This window comes from Paraburkholderia ginsengiterrae (genome assembly GCF_001645125.1).
GTDB classification, from domain to species: domain Bacteria; phylum Pseudomonadota; class Gammaproteobacteria; order Burkholderiales; family Burkholderiaceae; genus Paraburkholderia; species Paraburkholderia ginsengiterrae.
The window spans coordinates 120,742-142,827 of the sequence record NZ_LXKA01000098.1; the positions used below are offsets into that span (position 1 = coordinate 120,742).

A 22,086-nucleotide genomic window follows, 5' to 3' on the forward strand; every position below is an offset into this window, starting at 1 on the left:
GCAATAAGTTGTGGCGTGCTGTTTACGAGCAGCGGCCGTAGTTGTCGTTGAACCTCACAATGTCGTCCTCACCGAGATAGGTGCCAGACTGGATTTCAATGATCTCGAGGGGTACCTTCCCCGGGTTCTCGAGCCGGTGACGCGTACCGAGCGGGATGTAGGTCGATTCGTTTTCACTCAGCAGGAACTGCTCCTCGCCGCGTGTGACGAGCGCCGTGCCGCGCACGACCACCCAGTGCTCGGCACGGTGGTGATGCAGTTGCAGCGAAAGCTGCGCGCCCGGCGTCACGACAATGCGCTTGACCTGAAAACGTTCGCCGTGGTCGATCGAATCGTAAAAACCCCACGGGCGGCGCACCTTGCGATGCGCGTCGGCCTCAGGCGCGTGCTGCGCCTTGATGCGCGACACCAGCCCCTTCACGTCCTGCACGTGCGAGCGGTCCACCACCAGCACCGCGTCGGCGGTTTCGACCACTACCACGTTGGTCGTGCCGACACAGGCAACCAGCCGCCCTTCCGAATGCGCGTAGCTCGACACCGCGCCCTCGAAGGTCACCCGGCCGCGCCCGGCGTTGCCGTTGACATCCTTCTCCATCGCGGCCCACACGGCGTCCCAGGAGCCCAGGTCCGACCAGCCGGCATCGAGCCCCACAACCACACCGGCGGGTATCGCCGACTCATTCGTCGGCTCATTCGCCGGCGTGCCGTTTGTCTGACCTGCTTCGTCCGTCTCCGTCAGACGCTCCATCACCGCGTAGTCGATCGAATCGGCCGGCGCGCTGAGGAACGCGTCCACCAGCGGACGGAAATACGCGCCTTCAGTGCGCCCGCCGCTGAACGCGCGTTCGCAAGCCGCGTGCATCTCGGGTTGCAGACGCTGCAGGGTGTCGAGCCACACGCTCGCCCGGACGATGAAAATGCCGCTGTTCCACCAATACGTACCCGCCGCGACGTACTGCGCCGCCAGTTCTTCCGCGGGTTTTTCGACGAAGCCGTCGATCACATGACCGCCGCCCGCCAGTTCCGCGCCAATGCGGATATAGCCGAAGCCGGTGTCGGGCCGCGTGGGCGGCACGCCCAGCGTCGCGATCGCGCCCTGCTCCGCGTAGCGCGCGGCGCGCTCCAGCGCAGCCTGCAGGGCGCATACGTCCGCGATCGAATGGTCCGCAGGCATGACGACCAGAATCGCATCGCCACCCGCGGCCGCGAGCGACGCGGCCAGCGTCAGCGCCGGCGCTGTATCGCGCCGCGCCGGCTCGACAATAAGACGAGCGTCGACGCCATTTTCATGAAGTTGTTCTGCGATCACGAAGCGATGTTCTTCGCCGCACACGATGATCGGCGAGGCATCCACGTTCCAGCCGGCGGGAAATCCACACATGCGCCGCGCGGTAGCCTGCAGCAGCGAGTCGGAACCCACTACGTCGATCAGTTGCTTCGGATAGTTTTCACGCGACACCGGCCACAGCCGCGTGCCCGAGCCCCCTGCCAGAATGACCGGGACGATGCGCGTACAACGCGCGCCGGCCTTCCCGGCATTCGCACCGTTCGGGCCGGTCGAACCGCTGCTTACAGCTGCCTGAGTCAACATATTCGCATTCCTTAAGATTTCATTAAGTCTGCAGAAATACGGACCGCTGGCCGCGCCGCACGCGGCCATCACGGATGGCCCCGTCGCGCTACTCGCCGACCAGTCTGCGGCTCTGGATCCGAAACTCGGTGGGGGAAATCCTCATCCGCTTGCGGAATACCTTCGCGAGACGGTCACCGTTGCCCATGCCGGTGCGCCGGGCAATCTTGTCGACCGGCAACTCCGATTCGGTCAACAGACTGCAGGTCACGGCAAGGCGTTCGTGCAGTAAAAAACTAGAGGGCGTGATGCCCATTTCCATCTTGAAGCGGCGCAAAAAGTTGCGCTCGCTCATTGCCGCAAACTGCGCCGCGTCGGCGATCGAAATCGCCTGCTGGCAGTTTTCCTGCAGCCAGCGAGCCGCCGCGCGCACCTTGTCGCCGGGGCTCAACGCGCCGTCTTCACCCAGCAGCGGCGCGAGGTTCGCGCACGAATCGGCCAGCAGACGCTCGGCAACCGTGCGCGCCGTGGCGCCGCCCAGATCGCGCTTGATCATGGCGAGCGCGCTTCTCATGGATTCGAGGCGGTCGCCCGTCTCCGCGCTCTGTTCCGGCTGGCGCGCCAGCAACGCCGGCGGATTGAAATCGCCGCCGTCCTTGCTGTCCCGCACATACGCCGCATCGAGCAGCGTGCGGCCTTCGCCGATCGGCCGGATCATGCCTGTATTGCGGCGCACACGGCGCAGCCACGCGATCAGGCGCTCGTCATCGGCAGCCGCGAATGCGCCCTTGCCGCCCGCAACGTACAGCGCATCGAAACCGCCGTAGTGGCGCGCGTCGAGCCCGTCCGTCCAGACACGCAGCCCGGCCGACGAAGTCACCATGCCGCCATCGGCCGACAGGAAAGAAACGTCGTACAGCCAGCCGCCCGAACCGGACGAGGCCATTTCGTTCGCTGCCTGGAAGACCTCGGCAACAACGCCTGCGCCCTGGAGTGAGCAGTCGTTGAACATCAGTATTGCGATGCGACGCATACCCTTGTTCGGAGCGTGCACCCAGCGCAGCATTGCAGACTCGAGACTCGCGCAGGTCATAGTCATCCTCTCACCAGAAAACGGATCTACCTGTCACCTTGAGCGGCCGCACAGAGATGCATGCCCTGTGCCGTGCATCATAGGTAGCACTAATCAAGCATTTAGCCGCCACGACCGAAAGTGACGACATGTTGGCGTATGAACAGGACGATCGGCCAGGGATTTTCGGCACAAACTGCCAATGCAGGCTTTTCACCGAATTAATTGCCGATTCCACACATGAATGAACTGCTATTCTGCGAATGGTAATGCAAGTAAAAAATCCATTTCGTTCGGCAACGCACACACCGCGGCCACCCGAAAACGAAGGAGTTTCAATTTATTCCATCCGCCGCCCGGCCGGTTCGAGGTAACTTTTCCCCATCACGCGGCTGCCGTGAGCGTATGTCCCTTCCATGCACCAGTATTTACCACCCCGCGGCGCCAGCACTTCTTTCCTCTGACGATAAAGATCCGGGATGGCTATGAGTAAAGCTTGTAACCAATATAAGCAATTTAGAGTGCAACAGATTTTATTAATTGTGAGATTTTGAATCTCATGAATATAAACACGGCGATTAATGTTTCAAACATGAAACATGGAAATTAGACAACTTTGTCCACCCGGCAATAGGCGGGCCAATGGCGGAATGTGCCGAATACGAACCGGGTCATTTCCGCCAAAGGATTGCGGAAATGCACTATGCGATTTCCGCAACACATCGCGACGGGAGGTGTACCCAGGCGGGTCCGACCTGGTGTACTAGTAGTTGGACGACGTGATGTCGTCGAGGACATACCGCGATCCACACGGGGCATCTATGGCGAATGCAGGTGAACAACGCGCGCGGCGAACACTGACCGGCTTCCTTGCCGCCCGTGGGCCGCGGCTGCATATTTTACGTGTTGCGGCCTCGGCAGCGGCGCTGCTTCTGCTCGGCCTCTCCGCCGGCCAATGCGGCGCGGCTGATGCAGGGACGGAAGCGAATGGTGCGGACAAGACCACGTTCCGTGCCGACGGCAAAACATGGACACCGTGCGCGGCGGAAAACGGCAACTGTGAATTCAGCGGCACGCGCGATGTGCTGTACGGCACGGCGAAGCAGCATGTCATCAAGACATTCTCGAACGGCGCCGAATGCAACAACGGCGTGTTCGGCGACCCTGCTCCCGGTGAGGATAAACGCTGCGCCGTTGCACAAACCGCGGGCAGTGCCACCAGCCGTGCCACGAGCACGGCGGCCGCGCCGGCGGCAGGTCAGGATGCGGCGCCGACTGCCGCACTGCAATCCGCCCCGCGCTCCGATCTGAAGGCGCCGCCTGGGCAGGGCCTGCGCTGTTCTTCGGCACCAACCTTGCAGGCGAGCGCACCGGCGAACGGCGATCTCGTCGAAGCCGACACGCCGAGCGACGGCACTCGGCTATTCCCCGTGGCCAAACCGTTCGCGCTCGTCTTCACCACACGCCCGGCCCAAAGCGATACGCTCGACTGGCAGATACGCGACGCGTGGAATACCGTGCGCGCGAGCGGACGCTTCCCGGTGGCGGCGGGGGCGACGCTGTCCACGCTGAGCTGCGCCTCCACCGTGGCCGGCTACTTCGCGGTGTCCGCTTCGCTCGAACACGGACACGGGCAACTCGAATCGCGTGGCACGCGTCCTGCTGGTATCGCTACGTTCGGCGTATTGTCGGATCTTTCCGCTGCGCTACCCGCCGTGCAGTTTCCGTACGAGGACCTGCACCGATTCGGCGGACAGGGCACCGCCTATCTCGCGCCGGGGCAGCACTGCTGCGACGGCGACGGCTACCGGCCGGTCTACACCGCGCTCGGTCTGTCGTGGGTGAACGACAATCGCAACTGGTATGTCGAGGAGCCGAAGCAATCAGGCACCTTCGCTCCCGCGACGAAGCAGCTCGCGCCCATCTTCCGGCGCGGCGACCTCATGCGGCTGATCCAGCTCGACGGCATTCCGCAGTGGGCGAGTCCGACCGGCAAAGAGACCCATAGCTATGCACCGACCTCGCTCGCGCAGATGAAGGACTACATGGCCAAAGTCGGCACCGAGTCGAACCGCGTGCGCATGACTTATTTCCCCAAACAGCGCGACAACTACTATCAGGTGACGTGGGAGCCGGACGCCGACGGCGGGTTGCCGTGGCGCGACAGCGACGCGAATTTCATCGCGATGTACAAGGCGGTCTGGGAAGGCATCCATCAGAACGATCCGCATGCGGTCGTGATGGGGCTGACCTATTCGTCGGTGCAGGGGAACGTGAAATGGATGCGCCGGCTCGGACCGCAGGGAATCGGCCGCTATATGGATGGCATGACGGTTCACGGTTACTACGATATCGGCACGACGCCGTCGCATCCGCCTGAGCGAGTCGCGGATAACGGCAATCAGGGCACCGTGCCGGGTGCGCTGCCCGCCTCGATGCGCGCCCTGCGCCACGAACTGCGTCAGTACCTCAAGCCCGGCGCGCCGCTATTCGTGACTGAAACCGGCATTAGCTATGACATCGGCGCGTCATATGGCAAGAACTACCCGGGCGCAAACGTGCTCTATGCGCAGGCCGCGGTCACGGCGCGCACGCACCTGATTCTGCTCGGCGAAGGCGCGGACATGACGTACGTGTTCTATCTTGCGGACATGCCGGACGCCGCTCCTGGCTACGGCATCTTCTTCGAACTCGATCATCCGTCCGGCGCCTATGGGCCGTCGCACATCAGCCCTAAACCCGCCGCGCTCGCGGTGGCGGCGATGACGCGCATCATCGACGGCACCAACACGCTCGGGCCGCTCAAGAATCTGCCCAAGGGCGTCTACGCGTATGCATTCCGGCGGCTCGGCGGCGGCAAGATCGTGACCGCGCTCTGGACGCATGAAAACGACGCGTGGAGCGCCAAAACCGGCTTCGACGCGAGCCGAAGCGTGGACTACCGCCTGCGCGTCGACGCGCCCGGCACGGCGGGCGACGTGACGGTGTTCGACATGATGGGCAACGCAACGAACTTGCCTTACCGCGACGGCGTGGCCGGTCTGAAACTTTCGCCCGCGCCCATTTATGTCGTGTCCGGCAACGCCGACGTGTTCAAGGACGCCGTCATGACGCCGGAAGGTTACGTGGCGCGCTAGCGGCGCGATCGGGCGATATTTCGGCGTGCGGCGACAGGGCCCATGGCGACTGGCGCACAGAGCAGGTGGCCGGCGACAAGTTAGCATGGGTATCGTCACCCAGAAGCGGCGCCCAGAAGCGCAGGAGAGGACATGCTCACCGAGATCGATTTCATGGACGTGGTTCGGCTCACGCCACTGGTCGCGATCGATCTGATCGTCAGCGACGCACAGGGGCGCGTGCTGGTCGGCCGCCGCCGCAACCGGCCGGCTCGCGGCACGTGGTTCGTGCCGGGCGGCCGCATTCTCAAGGACGAAACGCTCGACGCCGCGTTCGCGCGCATCGCCGAGGCCGAGCTGGGCATCGCGAAGCTGGCGCGCTCGGCGGCACGCTTCGAAGGCGTGTACGAACACCACTACGGCGACAACTTCGCGGGCGAGCCGGGTGTGTCGACGCACTACATCGTGCTCGCTTATGCGCTGACCCTGACCAGCACGGCGCAGCTCGGACGGCCGGAACAGCACAGCGAATACCTCTGGCTCACGCCTTCGGAACTGCTGTCGCGCACCGACGTTCACGAGAACACGCAGGCCTATTTCCGCTAACGCGGCTACGCGCTCGCGCGAGCGCGCCGGCGCGCGCGCATGCCGACGCGCCATACCGTGCCGACTGTGAGTTCGGCAACGTGGCGACAAGGGCGGCTCAAGTATGATCGAGCTCTCCTTCAGGGCTCGAATCACTATGCGATCATCGGCAATCCGGTTCGTACACGATTCACTCGTTGCTTTCCTCGCGCTTGTCGCTTTCGCCTTCTTTCCGGTCCAGGCGCGCGCGGCCGATTGCGCCGCCGGCACGCTCGTCACCGTGGTCGCGCACCTCGATGACGATCTGCTGTTCGTGGACCCGGCCATCACCGAACGCCTCGACGCGGGGTGGTGCATCACCACCGTGCATCTGATCGGCGGCGCCAACGGTGCGGACTTCGCCTATGTGCTGACTCGCGAGCGGGCCTCGCGGCTCGCTTACGCACGCATGGCCGGGGTGCCCAACGAATGGATCGAGTCGAACGTCACGCTGGCCGGCAAGCAGGTCCATCAGATGGTGTTGAAGGCGAAGCCGCAGGTACGCCTGCTCGAGTTCCGCCTGCCCGGCGGTGGTGTGCGCGGCGGCCGCGAGCCGCTCGGCCTGCTGTGGGAGCAGCACGCCACGCTCTCCACCTACCCGATGAACGCGGACGGCACCGTGCGCGTCAAATACGATCGCGATAGCCTGTCAGCAGCGCTGAAAGTCGTGCTCGCGCAGGCCACGCAGATCTACACACTTAATCCGGACACCGTACCGTTTATCGAGCACCCGGACCACATCTTTGCCGCCCGCATTACACGCCACGTTGCGCAGACACTCGGCAAGAGCGTGCCGATTGTCTATCACGTCACCTATCCGACCGGCGGCTGGCCAGGCAATCTTCCCTCTGCCGAAGTCCAGCGCAAGCGCGACATTGTCGCGAGTTACTTTTCGATCGACGGCAGCGAGTGGTCGCATGTATTCGGCGAGTTTCAATGGAACGGCAACTGGATCTCGCGGCGCTATGCCTTTGAGGATCGCACCGACCATCGCGTGCCGGATTTTCAGGCGTACCCGATGCAACTCTTCAACGCCGCGGCGAGCCGCTGCCTGACCTCCGCGGGCCCGGGCCGCGCCCCCACGCTCGCGGCCTGCGCGAACTCGCCCGCCCAGCAATGGCGCTGGGATCCGCTCACCGTCTATCCCGGCAATCCACGCAACGCCGCGCTCGTGAGCGTCGCGACCTCGCAATGCATCGCCGAGCGCGACGGCTATCTGGTATCCGAGACCTGCGATCAATGGGACCAGGCGCAGCGCTGGACGCCGTGGGACTTCGGCATCGTCTATACGCCGATGCGCCACTGCCTCGGCGAAAACGACGGCAAGCTCACCATGCGCGGCTGCACCGCGCTCACCACCCGCTTCCGCTGGGCCACCACGCAGCGCACCCAGGAGAACGACCTGAGGCTCGCCACCGCGATGGTGGGCGACATCGCCGGCGCGGGCGAACCGTCGGCAGTCTATGTTCAGCGGCGACACGACGGCCCCGGCTTCAACGTGTATGCCGCGTCGCTCGCGAAAGCGTCGCCGCCCGCGCTGTGGTACGCCGACGCGGTGCCGTTCGACCCGCTCGCCACCGCGCCGAGTTGCGCCGGCGACAAACTGTGCTTCGACAGCGTGCGCTTCCTGCTTGGCGACTTCAGCGGCGACGGCAAGGCCGACCTGATGATCGTCGCGGCGCGTCAGGGTGGCACCGCGTTCTGGCTGCTGCGTAGCACCGGCGACCATTTCGAGGCGCCGCGCCTGTGGCTGCAAACCAGTCAGGCGTTCAGGCCGGAACTGGCGCAGCAGTATGTGGCCGCGGACTTGACCGGAACCGGACGCGCCAGCGTGCTGATCGCGCAGAAACGCGCCGATCGCGGACTCGACCTGTGGGTCGCCACCGCGCAAGGAGCGGGCGCGGTGGTGGGGTCCGCGCCGGCGCTCTGGGCGCAGGCCGACACGCTGAACCAGAACGTCAATCTGCTGGTGCGCCGCGACAAAGCGGGCGCACGCGAGTCACTGGTGGCTGTCGATAGCGCCGACGGCCGGCTTGCGCTCACGCTCATCGCGACCGAAGGCACGCGCCTGGGTGTTGGCGAGCGTCACCTGTTGCCGGCGACTTTTGTCCCGGGGTTTGTAAAAGTGACCATCGGCGCCGTGCACGACGAGGACCGCAACACCTTGATCCTGCTGACACCCCATCTCGATGAGACGAGCGAAGACGCAATGATCGACGTGGCCACTGTCGACCTAAGCAGCGCGGCCTATGCACCGGTCGAGGCAGCGACCCTGCACGGCCTGTCGTGGTCGGATGTCTTTCCCGCATTCGTGCGCGACAAGCAAGGCGCGGCGCTGGTGCTGTACCGGCGGACCGACGCGACGCTCGGCGATTTTTATTTCACCGGCGGCGCACCGGCGCTGTCGCGCTATCCGGCAGGAAACGGCCTCGCGCTGGGCGCCGCCCAGGATCTCGGCACGTTGCCGGGTCTTTTCTCGGAGACAGTGCGAATCGACCGGCTCGCGCAGTAGCGCGAGCGCCGGTCGGCGCGTTGTGCTGCGGTGTGCTTCAGGTCGAAACGCGTAGCGGTTGAACGAACTTGCGCGCGACCGTCATGTAACGATCCGCCGTGTCATGGAGCGTGTATCCGGCCAGCTGCCGGTTCGCGCGCGGCGTGCCGAGAGCATTCAGCAAGGCTCGCCCGTACGCTTCCGGGTCGGTCGTGTCGACGAGGCTGACCCCGGCGAACGCGCTCGCGAAACTGAACGAGGGAATCCGGCTCGCCACGACAGGAATACCCGAGGCCAGCGCCTCGAGAAAACCAATGCTCTGCGCCTCGAAACGCGAAGGCATGGCAAAGACACGCGACGAACGCAGGATCGCTGCAACGTCGGAGCGCGGGCCGCCCACCGTCACCTTGCTTTCCAAACCAAGCTCAGCGACGAGCGACAGCACCGCCCTGTGATAGTCGAGATCCTCGACGACGCCGCACAGCATCAGATGCGCCTCCGGCTCCGATTGCACCACCCGCTCGAACGCGCGAATCGTATCCAGCTGGCTCTTGCCTTCGATATACCGGCCAAGCTGAACGATCTGCTTCGGGTGCACGTCGAGACTGAGCGCCGAGGCATCGTCCGGTTCCGAGAACAGCGTCGCGTCCACGCCGTTCGGAATCACGACCATGGCCGGATGCTTGCCGATCTCCCGCATGTAGTCGTCGATATTCTGCTGCGACACGCCGATAATCGCCCTCGCCCGGCGCGAAAGCAGGCGCTCGGCCTGCTTGAGCGCGCCGTTCTCGAAGTCGTTCACGCCGGAATGCATGACCCATGCAATCGGCGTATGCACGGGTAAAAGACGCACGTACAGCGCGGCGAGCGTGGCATGCGCCACGATGAAATCGGGCCGGAACCGCCGCACCACGCGATACAGGTGCAGCAGCTTGCCCACCCTGCCATGGCGTACCTCGGGAAACATGCAGGTAACGCCCGCGGCCTGAAGTTCGGCCCGAATGGCGGCGAAGTCGTCCTGCTGCGGAAGCAGCGACGTCATGCAGACTTCATGACCACCCCGCTGGTGATGAATGGCCACGCCTTTTACGAGTATTTCTGCCCCGGACAATCGCGGTGCATGAACCAGTTGAAGAATCCTCACGATTGATCTCTCTGGATAACCGCATTCTTTGCGCAGCGGATGGGACGCCGCCCCCGTTATTACAGGCCCTGAATAACGTCAGCATCCAATAAACGTATCTGAAGCACTCCTTGTTCCCGAGCGCGCCGACACCCTGGTAAAACAGCGACAGTTCCGCTGCGAAGCGCATGTCGCGAGGAAACCTTACACCCAAGGCCCAGCACTTTTCCGCCAACCCCAAGGCTTCTTCGGCTATCGAGTGAGCGCTAGCGCCCATTTCTCAGCGGATTGCCCGCCGAGATAGTTAGGCATCCGTTTCAAATTATTTCGACCCCATTTCGACGTGGCGTAAAAGTACTACTCTCTTCTGACAACTCATATCATGCGATCAATGTAATGAGTACTGCGTCATTATTCATACGTAACGACTCGTTACTTCTTTTAAGCATACTAATGCGTATTGTTGCGGTCGATTCTCCCCAACCGGACCGTCATAACTTACGAAATAGTAAAAAGTTCATCGGCTCGCGTCGTGAACTTTGGCGAGGCGATCCACATTGTCTTGCTCACGCAAGACATCGGTAGTTTTCGTCGTACTTTCCCCGGTCGTTCGTTTCCGCCAAATCCGCTTCCGCCAGCGGGGCGGTTTCGCATGAGCCAATCAACCTCGATGTTCGCCTTCTTGCCCAACGCGCCGCGCGCGAGGCCATGGCGAATGATCGGCTAACGCATTGCCTACAGACTGATGAAATCGCGACTACTTGTACTCTCGACACTGTCTCTCGCTCTCGCCGCATGCGGCGGCGGTGGCGGCAGTTCCGGCAGCACCTCGGCAACCCAGGTCAACGGGGCGACCAATCCGACCGGCTCGAGCACGTCGGGCAATGGCGCCACTGGCAGCACCGGCAACGGCAACGCCGCGCTGAACGTAACGCCCAGCACCACATCGGCACTGAGCTGCACCTCGCCCGCCACGTCGGCGGGCTCCGGCAGCGCGACCATTTCCGCGGACACGCCTAGCACGGACGGCACGCGCATCTTCGCGCAGGGCACCACGTTCCAGCTTTCCTTTACAACCAACGTGGCGAACGCGGACACGCTGAACTGGGCCGTCACCGACACGCTCGGCCACGTTGCCGCGAGCGGCAGCACGCCTGTTGCGGCCGGCTCGAAGACCACCACGTTCAATTGCACCTCGACGCTCGCCGGCTATTTCGCGGCGACCGGCACACTTGCACAGAACGGCGGCCAGCTGCCGCAGGCCGGCACGCGTCCGGCCGGCATCGCAACCTTCGGCGTGATGCCGAATCTGGCCGGCGTCATTCCGGCGGTGACCTATGCACGCCAGGAACAGCACCGCTTCGGCATGCAGGGCGCGAACGACAACGGTCCGCTGCTGGCGGCGCTCGGCATTTCGTCGACGATTGACGACCGCGAACTCTCCACGATGGAACCGAACGGACCGAACACGTTCAATCCGTCGGCCAACAATCTCGATCCGTTCTACACGAGCGGCAACGTGATGCGCCTGATTCGCCTCGACGGCATTCCGGCGTGGGCGAGCAGCACCGGCGCGTTCCAGGACGACACGACGCTGCCGACCGATCTGGCGTACTACCAGAACTACATGAGCCGCGTCGGCACGGAGTCGAACGCGATTCGCGCCGCGTACTTCCCGACCCAGTCGGCCAACTACTATCAGGTGACGTGGGAACCGAACCAGATGTGGACCGACACCGACGCCAACTTCATCGCGCTGTACAAGGCGGTCTACCAGGGCATTCATTCGACGGATCCGCACGCGATGGTCATGGGCCCCGCCGACGCCTTCCCGAGCCTCACCACGACGCGCCTGAAGCGTCTCGCGCCGCTCGGCTTCGGCCAGTACATCGACGCGGTCGCCACCCACGGCTACTACGACGCAGGCACCTCGCCGTCGCATCCGCCCGAGCGCTACGACAGCGATCCCTCGACCGCCGAAGGTTCGTTGCGCGGCCAGATGCGCGACCTGCGCGCGGAAATGGCCAACGACTATCGTCCGGGCATGCACCTGTTCTCGACGGAAGCCGGCATCAGCTACGACCTCGGCAGCTCGTACGGCCCGAACTATCCGAGCGCCAACGTGCTGTACGCGCAGGCGGCGGTGGCGGCGCGCATGCACATCATCACGCTCGGCGAGGGCGCGGATCAGACCTATGTGTTCTATGGCGCGGACTATCCGGGCGAAGTCGGCTATGGCACGTTCTTCGACCTGAACGACGCGCAAGGCGCATTCGGCGCGTCGAACCTCAGTCCGAAGCCGGTGGCAATGGCGATCAGCGCCATGACGCACACGCTCGACGGCACCACGACGCTCGGCCCGGTGAACGGCACGCCGACCGGCATCTATGCCTACGCCTTCCAGCAGGTCGGCAACGGCGCGGTGATCACCGCCTTGTGGGCGCACAACAACAACGTGTGGAGCGCGAGCACGGGCTTCAGCTCGACCTATAGCGTCGCTTACAGCCTCACCGTCGACGCGCCGGGCACGAGCGGCACCGTGAAGCTGATCGACATGATGGGCAACGCGACGAGCGCCAGCTACAGCAACGGCGTGCTGACGCTGAACCTGACCGAATCGCCGGTGTATGTGGTGTCGGGCAACGCGTCGGTCGCCAAGGCCAACGCGACGACGCCGGTGGGATACGTCGGCATGTAATTCGCTGATCCGGTTCGCCCGGATCACGGATATCACGATACCCCTGAAAAACGTCAGCCGGCTCACAAGCCGGCTGACGTTATTTTTTTGGATGCTCAATCATCCTCGGCGGCGGCTCAACTTTCCTCCAGTTGCCCCTCCATGCCACGCAATTCGCTTTCTCGCTCTTTCGACAGCTTGCCGATCGGCGGCCCTGCGAAACTGTTGCGCACGCCCGCGCCGTACCAGATCGCCAGCAGCACCACGAGCAAGCCGATAATCACGTAGGTCACTTTCTGATTCGGCGGCTGCATGCCGACATAGGCGAGCACCAGCGCACCGAACACCGCCGCCACCGCGAACGGCTTCGACCACATACCCAACTGAAACGGGCCCTTTTCGGTCCACGTGCGGCCTTCGGCGAAAATGCCGGCCGCGGTCGGCATCGCATACGAAATGAACAGGAACACCGCACTGCCGGCGCTGAGCACGGTGAAGGCGTCGCCATACAGCGTGACGGCAATCGCCAGCACCGCGCAGGTCCAGATCGCCGCGCCCGGTGTGCGATGCGCCGCATTCACCTTGCGCAGCCATTTGGAGGCGGGCAAGCCGCCGTCACGAGCAAACGCAAACATCATGCGCGACGTGGAAGTCACCGCCGCGAGCCCGCAGACGTAGTTGATGAAGAACATCAGCAATTCGATCACGATGCGCAGCGGCGCCGGAATCGGCGCGAGGATCGCCTCGAAGAATCCCGTGCCCTGCTTCACGGCCGCGGTGATATCCGGCATGACCAGCACGAAGGCGCACACCATCACGTAGCCAAACGTGGTCGACCAGAACACCGAGCCGATGATGCCGCGCGGCACATTGCGCGCCGCCTCATGGGTCTCTTCCGACGTATGGGCCGAGGCGTCGAAGCCGGTAATCGTATAAGCGGTCAATAGGAGACCTGAGAGAAACGCCATTGCCATGGTCTGTTTCGGCCACTGGCCACCGTCGACACCGGTGAAGTTGGTGAACGTGTAGAGCCGCGACAGATCGATCTTGACCGGCGAATACACCAGCAGCGACACCACCAGCATGACCGTCACCACGAAGATCAGATAGCCCGACAGGTCGGTGATCTTGCTCGTGATGCGGATGCCGCGATGATTGAGAAACGCCTGCGACGCGGTGATCACGGTCAGAAACAGCGTCTGCTGCCACCAGCCGAGGGAGTCTGGGTTCACACCGAACATCGGCGCGATCAGCGTACGGAAGAACGGATCATAGGTGCCGAAGTTGATCGCGGCGACCACGAACACGAGGCCGAGCAGATTCAGCCACGCGGTCAGCCAGCCCCACGTTTTGCCGCCGAGAATCGAACTCCAGTGATAGAGCCCGCCCGCAGTCGGATACGACGAAGCAATCTGCGCCATGGCTGCGGCCACCACCAGCGCGAACAGCGAGCCGAGCGGCCAGCCGAGTCCGATCGACGCCCCGCCCGCCGCCGACAGCCCCATCTGGAACGACGTGATGCCGCCCGACAGAATGCAGATCAGCGAGAACGACACCGCGAAGTTCGAGAACGCCCCCATGCGCCGGGACAGTTCCTGCGCGTAACCCATCTTGTGCAGCAGTTTGACGTCGTTGTCGGCAGACTCCGCCGACGGTACGGCCGTGTTGATGTCCATGACGCGATCCTTTGAACAGGGTTATGACTGAGGTGCGGCGAGCGTGCGGCGAAGCGCGGCTCACGCGGCCGTGAAGCAGTTATCGACGTACAGGTGCGCGCCGTTGACGAAGCTCGCGTCGTCGCTGGCGAGAAAGAGCGCGGCGCGCGCCACTTCTTCCGGTGCGCACAGGCGCCCCTGCTGCACCGACAAGGCCGCCTCGCTCGCATCGAACCCATATTTGGCAAGCGCGCTGATTTCGCGCCGCCCGTGCGGTGTGTCGATGAAGCCGGGGCACACGGCATTGCAGCGAATCCCGCGGTCGCGATACTCGACAGCGATGGCACGCGCGAACATCGCGCAGGCGCCCTTGGTCGTGCAGTAGAGCACTTCGAGCGGCGTCGCCGCCACCGACGAAATCGACGCCGTGCACACGATCGAACCGCCGCCCGCGGCGAGCATGTGCGGCAGCACGGCGCGCGTCATCATGAACATGCTTTTCACGTTGACGTTCATGAGCCAGTCGTAGTCTTCATCGGTGGTGTCGACAAACGGCTTCACGACAATGCTGCCGGCGTGATTGAACAACACGTCGATCCGTCCGAAGCGCGCCATGATGCCGGCCACGGCGGCGTCCACCGCCGCGCGCTTCGACACGTCGGCGGCGAACAGTTCGGCGCTGCCGCCTGCCGCGCGAATCCGCGTCACCACTTCCTCGCCCGCATCCGTATTGATGTCGACGACGGCGACCTGCGCGCCCTCCTGCGCGAACAGCAACGAAGCCGCGCCGCCCGCGCCCGTCGCCCCGCCCGACACGATCGCGATCTTGCCTTCCAGCCTGCCTGCCGCTCTGCTCATGCGTCACTCCCACTTTGGTGCATTACGTTGTGCACAAAGTAGGAGCGGCAAAAAGCGGCGACTATCCAAAATTGGCAAAAAGTAAAAATCCCGTAAAAATCCGGCGTTTCTGACAAATGCATTACGACGCCCTCGAAATCTGAGGCGTGCGAGCGAATACGGCCTGTTTCACCGCTACGGCATGGCTTTTTTTTCGCATACACTGGTCGGCACGCGGCATTCGGGAGCGCCATCAGAATCGGGAGAAGCTATGCAGGCGGTCAATCGGACGAGCGGCGCGGTCGAGATTCACTGTTGCCGCAACATCGACGAGCAGGCGCTGCTGCTCGACGCGTGGAACCAGAGCTATTGCCAGATTTCGCGTGGCGCCTTCGACGGCTCGGTCAGTTCATTCCACGCGGGTGGCGTGCGGGTGCTGGTCGAGCGTCTGAACCGCACGGTCTATCAGCGCGGCCAGGTCGCGCCGTCGAGAGTCGCGGTGGGCATCCCGTTTCAGCTCGAAGGGCATGCGTTGCTGTGCGGACAGACGAGTCACCGCGACGGCTTGCATGTGTTTTCCGGCGATGGCGGGTTCGAATTCCTGTCGCCCGACAAACATGTGGTGGTGAACCTCGAGATCGAGCCGGCTGCAATCGGTGATCGCCTGGTGCGCTCGCAGCTCGACGAGCTGATGCCGCTGCTGGGCGCAAGGCCCGGCGTACTGAATGCCGATCCTGCGAGATTGCAGGGCCTGCGCGAGGTGCTGAAGCAACTACTCGACGCGGTAGCTGCCACACCCACTTTGCTCGACGACGCCGGCGTGGCCGCGGCGTTCGAGAAGTCGGTGATATTCGGTCTTGCCGATGTGTTGCAGGACATGCGCGAGGTCGATCCGCACGGGCATGCCGGGGCGCGTACCGCGCGGAACTGGCAACTGGTGCGCAGCGTGCGCGAGCTGGTTGAGGAGTCGCCTGATTGCCCGCTCTCCGTCGCGCAATTGTGTGCCCGGTTTCGCGCGAGCCGGCGCACGTTGCAATATGCGTTCGAAGACACGCTAGGCGTCAATCCGTCCGCTTACATAAGGGCGGTCCGGCTCGATCACGTGCGCCGTGAATTGCGTGGCTCCGCTTCGGTAACGGAAGTCGCCACTCGATGGGGATTCTGGCATTTCGGGAATTTCTCCAACGAGTATCGCGGGCAGTTTGGCGAGTTGCCGTCGGAGACCTGGAGAAAAAGCCGAGCCGCTTAGATTGCTGGCCCGAACGCCGCGCGAATGCCGGCGTGCTGTCCCATCTCATTCATTCGCTGCCTTGCATGGCCCCGGCGCTTCCCGCAACGCGCCGTCGGATGACCTTGAGACTTATCTTATATCTAAGCCGATTCGGGCTCCCTACAATTCTCTACTGTTGTGAGCGGTAAGGAAGCGATAGCTCCAAATCCCGTTCACGATCAAGCGTGAACACGCCTGTTTGCCCAGCAAGATCCATTTTTTGATCTGCCCTATCAACCCGCGCCAGAGCCGATTTCCTGTGAATCGCGTGATTGCGCATTCGCCGGCAATACGCCTGCCACTTTAACGCGCGAGGTCAAAGTGAATACTCCCTACCAGATGAACTACAAAGCCCCAATTGCCGACAACTGGACTCACCATTCGCCCGCAGCACCCGAAACAGCCGACGAGGTCTCGTCGATGCTAGAGCGGTTGAAGGCCGAATCGACCTCGCTGGAATCGTACGTGACCGACCTCGAGAGCGAACTCAAGCGCGTCCATCTCAAGCGGAAAGTGGTGGGCAAGAAACTGGGCGTGCTGTCGGAACTCGCGAGAGACGTCGAGGCGCTGCGCGCGGAACCAATGGCAGCGGCGCCGATGGTCGCGATGCCCGCAGCGCACCCCGAAGTGCACACGCCGGTTGCCGCCGATTCGCGGCCATCACGGACGAAAAAGATTCTGTGCGCCGCGTCCGTCGCCGTGGTGGCGCTTGCGGTCACTTTCATCGCTCTGGAACAAACGGGGCAAATTCATTCCTGCGTGTCTTGCGCGCCGGCCAAGCTATTGGGCTTGATGTGAGCGTGGCCCGAAGGTCTCCTTCGGGCTTCACGCGTCATGTGAACAAATCAATAAAGGGTTGCTCCGCGCACGCGGGCACCTTCCACCTCAGGCGTCCTCCCGTGGCGCCTGCTTCAAACTGGCGTCGGGCACCACGATCGCACCGTGGATTACACGCGGACTTGCCCACCGTTTCTGGTCTGGCTATGCTGAGGGACTCGCCCGTCATGAGCATGGCGGCACCGTCAAGCCGCCCTCGGCGGCCAGCGGCACGAACCAGAACAATCCGTCAGAGATAGCCATGTCCACCACCAGTCTCTTCTTTACCGCAGCGGGCGTCGGCCTTGCGATTGCCGCGCCGGTCGGTCCGATGGGCATGCTGTGCATCCGCCGCACGCTGACCGGCGGTCCGCGCGCCGGGCTCGCAATCGGCTTCGGCATCGCCACGGGCGATGCCGTCTATGGTCTGATCGCGGCACTCGGGCTTGTCGGTATCTCCCAGTTCATGCTCGCGTATGACCGGCCCTTGCATCTGCTCGCCGGTCTGTTCCTGCTGTATCTGGGCGTGCGAACGCTGCTGCAGAAAGCGCCCGCCGATACGGCAAACGGTGATGCAAACGGCACGGGCAACGGCAATGGCAAGCTCGCGCAAGTGGGCCGGGCAGGTGCGTTGCGCGCGTATGCGAGTTCATTGCTGCTCACGCTGACCAATCCGCAAACGGTCATCATGTTCGCCGCGCTGTTCACCACGCTCGCGCCGCGCGGCGCGTTTTCATCGGCGATTGCTCTGACCACGGTGGGCGGCGTGTTTTGCGGCTCGATCGCGTGGTGGTGTTTCCTCGTGACCGTGGTGTCGCTCGCGCGCCATGCGATCGGCAGCAAGCTGCGGGTCGCCATCGACCGGCTGGTCGGGCTCATGCTCGCGGCGTTCGGCGTGGTGGAGATCCGCCGCGCGCTTTGAGCGGGGTGTGACAGTTTCGCACCGGCCGCTCACCGTGGCGTTCGAGCGCTCCGCATGGGGTTTCGTACGCAAGTGCGGCAGTTTTGCGACAATAGCGGCTTTCGCCGCGCCGCGGCGGCCTGCCCGCCGCCCTCGATCGACTGCCGAAGGCACGCGCGCCGGCTTTGCCGCCTAACTTGTCCAACCCACCCGGCCGCCAGCGGTCTGTCCCATGGCTCTTCCTCACATCGATCTGCTGTACTCCCTCTCCGGCCTGTTCGTCGGCTTTCTGGTCGGTCTGACGGGCGTCGGCGGCGGTTCGCTGATGACACCGATCCTGGTCCTCCTGTTCAACGTGCATCCCGCCACCGCGGTCGGCACGGATCTGCTCTACGCGGCTGCCACCAAGGCGACCGGCACGCTCGTGCACGGCCTGAAGGGCTCCGTCGACTGGCAGGTTACGCTGCGCCTCGCCGCCGGCAGCGTGCCGGCGGCCACCATCACCCTGATCCTGCTGCATCGCTATGGCATGGACACGCCGGGCGCGAGCCGGCTGATCCAGATCGTGCTCGGCGTGGCGTTGCTGGTGACGGCGGTGGCGCTGGTGTTTCGTCCGCAACTCGCGGCGCTCGGCGCGCGCAAGCTGCGCACGCCCAGCCAGGGACGCACGCTGGGGCTCACCATCCTCACCGGCGCGGTGCTCGGCGTGCTGGTCTCGCTGACCTCGGTGGGCGCGGGCGCCATCGGCGTGACGGTGTTGCTGCTGCTCTATCCGCTGCTGCCGACCACGCGCATTGTCGGCTCCGATATTGCGCATGCAGTGCCGCTCACCCTGCTGGCGGGCGCCGGCCATTGGCTGCTGGGCTCGGTCAACTGGGCGATGCTGCTGTCGCTGCTGGTCGGGTCGCTGCCGGGCATCGCGATCGGCAGCTATCTGTCCTCGCGCGCGCCGGACGCGTTGCTGCGCAACCTGCTCGCGGCCACGCTCACGCTGGTTGGGGTGCGCCTTGTGCTGGCCTGAACGGCTGGCGGCTATTTGAAAAAGCGGGAGGTCAGATCGGCCTCGAACTGCCGGATCCATTGACCGCGACTGTCGCGATAGCATTGCGCCCAGCCAGCACGCCGCACGGTGACGAAACGCTCGTGCGCGGCATCGCCCGGGTCCGTGCAGGCACTGATGTCGAAATGCGCCGGCGCGAAGCCGTGCCGCGCGCAAACCAGTTCAAAAGCGGCGCGATCGCCGATCGGCAAATCCGTGTAGCGTAATAGCGTGTTGTCCATGGCATTAACTCCAATTCCTATGCCTCACAGTACGCCATGGGGCGAGGCATCAGTGTGTCATAGCGCACAATCGAACCGTGACGGCATACCCCACTCATTCGCAATTGCCGTGCCCCATCATTACCGCCAGATAATCACCTGAATTAAAAACGAAAAAGGCTCCGGTTTTTTGCCGGAGCCTTGGTGTTTACCGTTTCACGATCAGGCGCGACGGTATCGAACCGTCGGCCAAACGTGCGGCCGCGCACGGCGCCTGCGGGCGCCGCGTGCCTCGGCCAATTACTGCTGTTCGACGCTCAGCTTGTTCGAGACCGAGCTCACGCCCGCGACGCCCTTGGCGATCTCGCCGGCTTTGTCGATCTGGCCTTGATCAGGTACCGAACCCGTGAGCGTCACCGCGCCGCCACGTGCACGCACGGCGATGCTCGACACGTCGATGCCTTGCGCCTTGGCCAGCGCGCCACGCACCTTGCGGCCCAGCTGGCTGTTCGCCTTCTTGGCGGATTGCGCGCTGGCAGCCGGCGCGGCGGTCGTGCCGGTTGCCGTTGCATCGCTTGCCTGAGCGTACACATTGCACGCCACCACCATTGCCACCACCGAGCCCAGCGTCTTCAGATAACCGACCGATTTCATAGCTTTTTTTCTCCTTAGCTTCACATTGGACCGCATCTACAAGCGGCTTCGTTACGACTACCGGCGGCCATACCGGCGCGCGCGACAAGGCGCGGCAAAGCGATGGCCGACTATGGCTGTAACACGGTGAGCGAGAGGCGAGAGAGGCTGGCGGCCGATTGCCGCATGCGATGCGGCAGGAACACCGGCAAGCCGCGAAGTCCGCCGACGCGCCCGGTTCTCTTGTGTGTCGTGCCGGGTCGCGCCGCGCAAACGTCAGTTCGCGGCAACGGTGCACAATTTAATCTAGACGGGCCATAAGCGCAAAGGGTTTAGTCAATCCTTCCGCCGTCGCGCGAATCTCAGGTACCATCGGCGCGACGCGCACTGCCCGCGTGGCTCGCGCGCCATGCATAGCGTGCCGCATGGGTTTCGCCCCTGGTTGGCGCGCCGCGCAGCGCCAACCCTGTTCATTTTCGACCGTCGCCGTCACGTCATCAGATGAAGCCAGCCACCGGCCGCAAACGCCCTCCCCGTCTCGTCGCCCGTTTTGTCGCGATCTCCTGGCGCGATCTGGCGGTCTCGTTCGGGCCGATCCTGCTGATCGCCGCCGCGGCGATCTGGGTCGCCGTGCGTCTGATCCAGCCCGCGCCACCCAGCACGCTGACGATCAGCGCGGGCCCGCAGGGCAGCACCTTCTGGAACGCGGCGCAGAAGTACAAAGCCATTCTGGCGCGCAACCGCATCACGCTGAACGTGTTGACCTCCGAAGGCTCGCTGCAGAATCTGCAGCGGCTCTCCGACCCGAAATCGAACGTCGACGTCGGCTTCGTGCAGGACGGCGTCGCACCCGGCTCGGCGCGCGATGGCCTGATGTCGCTCGGCAGCGTGGCTTATGTGCCGCTGGCGATCTTCTATCATGGGCCTACCGTCGCGCGTCTGTCGGAATTCAAGGGGCAGCGTGTTGCGGTCGGCGCCGAAGGCAGCGGCACGCGCGAACTGGCGCTCGCGCTGCTCAAGGCCAACGGCATCGAGCCGGGCGGGCCGACCAAACTGCTGCCGCTCTCCGGCGAAGACGCCGCTCAGGCGCTCGTTTCCGGCAAGATCGACGCGGCGTTTCTGGCCGGCGATTCGGCGCAACCCGCCGTGATGGGCAAGCTGTACCGCACGCCGAACGTGCAGTTCTACGATTTCTTCCAGGCCGACGCGTACACACGCCGCTTTCCCTACCTGACCCAGCTCGAAATGCCGATGGGCGCGTTCGACCTCGGCAAGAATCTGCCCTCCGTGCCGATTCACATGGTCGCGCCGACCGCCGAACTGGTGGCGCGCGACTCGCTCCATCCCGCGCTCTCGGATCTGCTGATCGAAGCCGCGCGCGAGGTGCACGGCAAGGCGACCATCATGCAGCGCGCCGGCGAATTCCCCGCGCCGCTCGCACACGACTTCCCGATCAGCGACGACGCCGCGCGCTACTACAAGTCGGGCAAAGGCTTCCTCTACCGGATGCTGCCGTTCTGGCTGGCGAGCCTCGCTGACCGGCTGCTGGTGGTGGTCGTGCCGCTGATCGTGCTGCTGGTGCCGGCCCTGCGCCTCGTGCCGTCGCTGTATGCCTGGCGGGTGAAATCGCGGATCTATCGCTGGTACGGCGCGCTGATCGCGATCGAGCGCAGCGCCCTCAGCGAGCATTCAGCCGCCGAACGCGCCTCGCTGATCGAACGGCTCGACGCGATCGAGGAGTCCGTCAACGGTCTGAAAATGCCTCTCGCCTATGCGGATCAGTTCTATGTGCTGCGCGAGCATATCGGCTTCGTGCGCCGCCGGCTCAGGCAGGCTCGCGAAGCCTATGCCGACGGCTCGGACGGCGACTCCGAGGCCGAATCGGACGAAGCGGGCGCCGACCCCACGCCGGCGGCGAACGAGGCGGCTGAAATCGGGGAAACCCCTCACAACCGTGGAGCAAAGCCATTTTGACCGGTGCAAGCGGCGGCCGCACCGCGTAAGATCGTCACAAATCCGGCGCTTCGGCAGACATGGCGTT

General features: G+C 64.0%; 16 protein-coding genes. 9 read left to right on the top strand and 7 right to left on the bottom strand.

Annotation, left to right across the window (positions count from 1 at the left end):
- Positions 1-22: 22 nt before the first annotated feature.
- Both A6V37_RS07435 and A6V37_RS07440 read right to left on the bottom strand, forming a co-directional pair.
- A complete protein-coding gene (locus A6V37_RS07435) occupies positions 23-1,591 on the bottom strand; it encodes a sugar phosphate nucleotidyltransferase (RefSeq protein ID WP_064272464.1) in 1,569 nt (522 codons plus the stop codon).
- 88 nt (positions 1,592-1,679) lie between these two features.
- Positions 1,680-2,663, bottom strand: a complete 984-nt coding sequence (locus A6V37_RS07440; RefSeq protein WP_064272465.1) for a helix-turn-helix domain-containing protein — start codon at positions 2,661-2,663, stop codon at positions 1,680-1,682.
- An 800-nt stretch (positions 2,664-3,463) separates the two neighbouring features.
- Here A6V37_RS07440 and A6V37_RS07445 point away from each other — a divergent pair.
- The 3 genes from A6V37_RS07445 to A6V37_RS07455 all read left to right on the top strand — a co-directional run bounded on the left by A6V37_RS07445 (position 3,464) and on the right by A6V37_RS07455 (position 8,894).
- A complete protein-coding gene (locus A6V37_RS07445; RefSeq protein ID WP_064272466.1) occupies positions 3,464-5,779 on the top strand; it encodes a hypothetical protein in 2,316 nt (771 codons plus the stop codon).
- A gap of 132 nt (positions 5,780-5,911) precedes the next feature.
- Positions 5,912-6,364 (top strand): GDP-mannose mannosyl hydrolase, encoded by a 453-nt coding sequence (locus A6V37_RS07450; RefSeq protein ID WP_064272467.1) that lies wholly within the window; start codon positions 5,912-5,914, stop codon positions 6,362-6,364.
- Positions 6,365-6,500: 136 nt separating this feature from the next.
- On the top strand, positions 6,501-8,894 hold the full coding sequence (locus tag A6V37_RS07455; protein WP_064272468.1) for an RICIN domain-containing protein: 2,394 nt from the start codon (positions 6,501-6,503) through the stop codon (positions 8,892-8,894).
- A 37-nt stretch (positions 8,895-8,931) separates the two neighbouring features.
- Here the strand turns inward: A6V37_RS07455 and A6V37_RS07460 are convergent, their stop codons facing one another.
- Positions 8,932-10,017, bottom strand: a complete 1,086-nt coding sequence (locus tag A6V37_RS07460) for a glycosyltransferase family 4 protein (protein ID WP_064272469.1) — start codon at positions 10,015-10,017, stop codon at positions 8,932-8,934.
- Positions 10,018-10,741: 724 nt separating this feature from the next.
- On the opposite strand from A6V37_RS07460, the gene A6V37_RS07465 reads away from it, so the two are divergent.
- The gene (locus A6V37_RS07465) at positions 10,742-12,694 is read left to right on the top strand and encodes a glycoside hydrolase family protein (protein ID WP_064272470.1); all 1,953 of its coding nucleotides are present in this window, start codon (positions 10,742-10,744) and stop codon (positions 12,692-12,694) included.
- Positions 12,695-12,810: 116 nt separating this feature from the next.
- On the opposite strand, the gene A6V37_RS07470 is transcribed toward A6V37_RS07465, so the two are convergent.
- Positions 12,811-14,349 carry an amino acid permease gene (locus A6V37_RS07470; RefSeq protein ID WP_064272471.1) on the bottom strand — a complete coding sequence of 513 codons (1,539 nt, stop codon included), beginning with the start codon at positions 14,347-14,349 and terminating at the stop codon, positions 12,811-12,813.
- Between the two features lie 60 nt (positions 14,350-14,409).
- Entirely contained in the window at positions 14,410-15,186 is a 777-nt protein-coding gene (locus tag A6V37_RS07475; RefSeq protein ID WP_064272472.1) for an SDR family NAD(P)-dependent oxidoreductase, read from the bottom strand.
- Positions 15,187-15,436: 250 nt separating this feature from the next.
- On the opposite strand from A6V37_RS07475, the gene A6V37_RS07480 reads away from it, so the two are divergent.
- The 4 genes from A6V37_RS07480 to A6V37_RS07495 all read left to right on the top strand — a co-directional run bounded on the left by A6V37_RS07480 (position 15,437) and on the right by A6V37_RS07495 (position 19,173).
- On the top strand, positions 15,437-16,414 hold the full coding sequence (locus tag A6V37_RS07480; protein WP_064272473.1) for a helix-turn-helix domain-containing protein: 978 nt from the start codon (positions 15,437-15,439) through the stop codon (positions 16,412-16,414).
- A gap of 486 nt (positions 16,415-16,900) precedes the next feature.
- The gene (locus tag A6V37_RS07485) at positions 16,901-17,233 is read left to right on the top strand and encodes a hypothetical protein (RefSeq protein WP_208607854.1); all 333 of its coding nucleotides are present in this window, start codon (positions 16,901-16,903) and stop codon (positions 17,231-17,233) included.
- Between the two features lie 280 nt (positions 17,234-17,513).
- A complete protein-coding gene (locus A6V37_RS07490; protein ID WP_064272475.1) occupies positions 17,514-18,173 on the top strand; it encodes a LysE family translocator in 660 nt (219 codons plus the stop codon).
- 211 nt (positions 18,174-18,384) lie between these two features.
- Complete coding sequence (locus A6V37_RS07495; RefSeq protein WP_064272476.1) at positions 18,385-19,173, top strand: sulfite exporter TauE/SafE family protein; 789 nt, start codon at positions 18,385-18,387, stop codon at positions 19,171-19,173.
- An 11-nt stretch (positions 19,174-19,184) separates the two neighbouring features.
- Here the strand turns inward: A6V37_RS07495 and A6V37_RS07500 are convergent, their stop codons facing one another.
- Positions 19,185-19,433, bottom strand: coding sequence for a hypothetical protein (locus tag A6V37_RS07500; RefSeq protein WP_064272477.1), 249 nt, complete (start codon positions 19,431-19,433; stop codon positions 19,185-19,187).
- Positions 19,434-19,712: 279 nt separating this feature from the next.
- Positions 19,713-20,066, bottom strand: a complete 354-nt coding sequence (locus tag A6V37_RS07505) for a BON domain-containing protein (RefSeq protein WP_064272478.1) — start codon at positions 20,064-20,066, stop codon at positions 19,713-19,715.
- A gap of 480 nt (positions 20,067-20,546) precedes the next feature.
- Here A6V37_RS07505 and A6V37_RS07510 point away from each other — a divergent pair, with 480 nt between their 5' ends.
- Positions 20,547-22,019 (top strand): TAXI family TRAP transporter solute-binding subunit, encoded by a 1,473-nt coding sequence (locus A6V37_RS07510; protein ID WP_064285881.1) that lies wholly within the window; start codon positions 20,547-20,549, stop codon positions 22,017-22,019.
- Positions 22,020-22,086 lie beyond the last annotated feature (67 nt).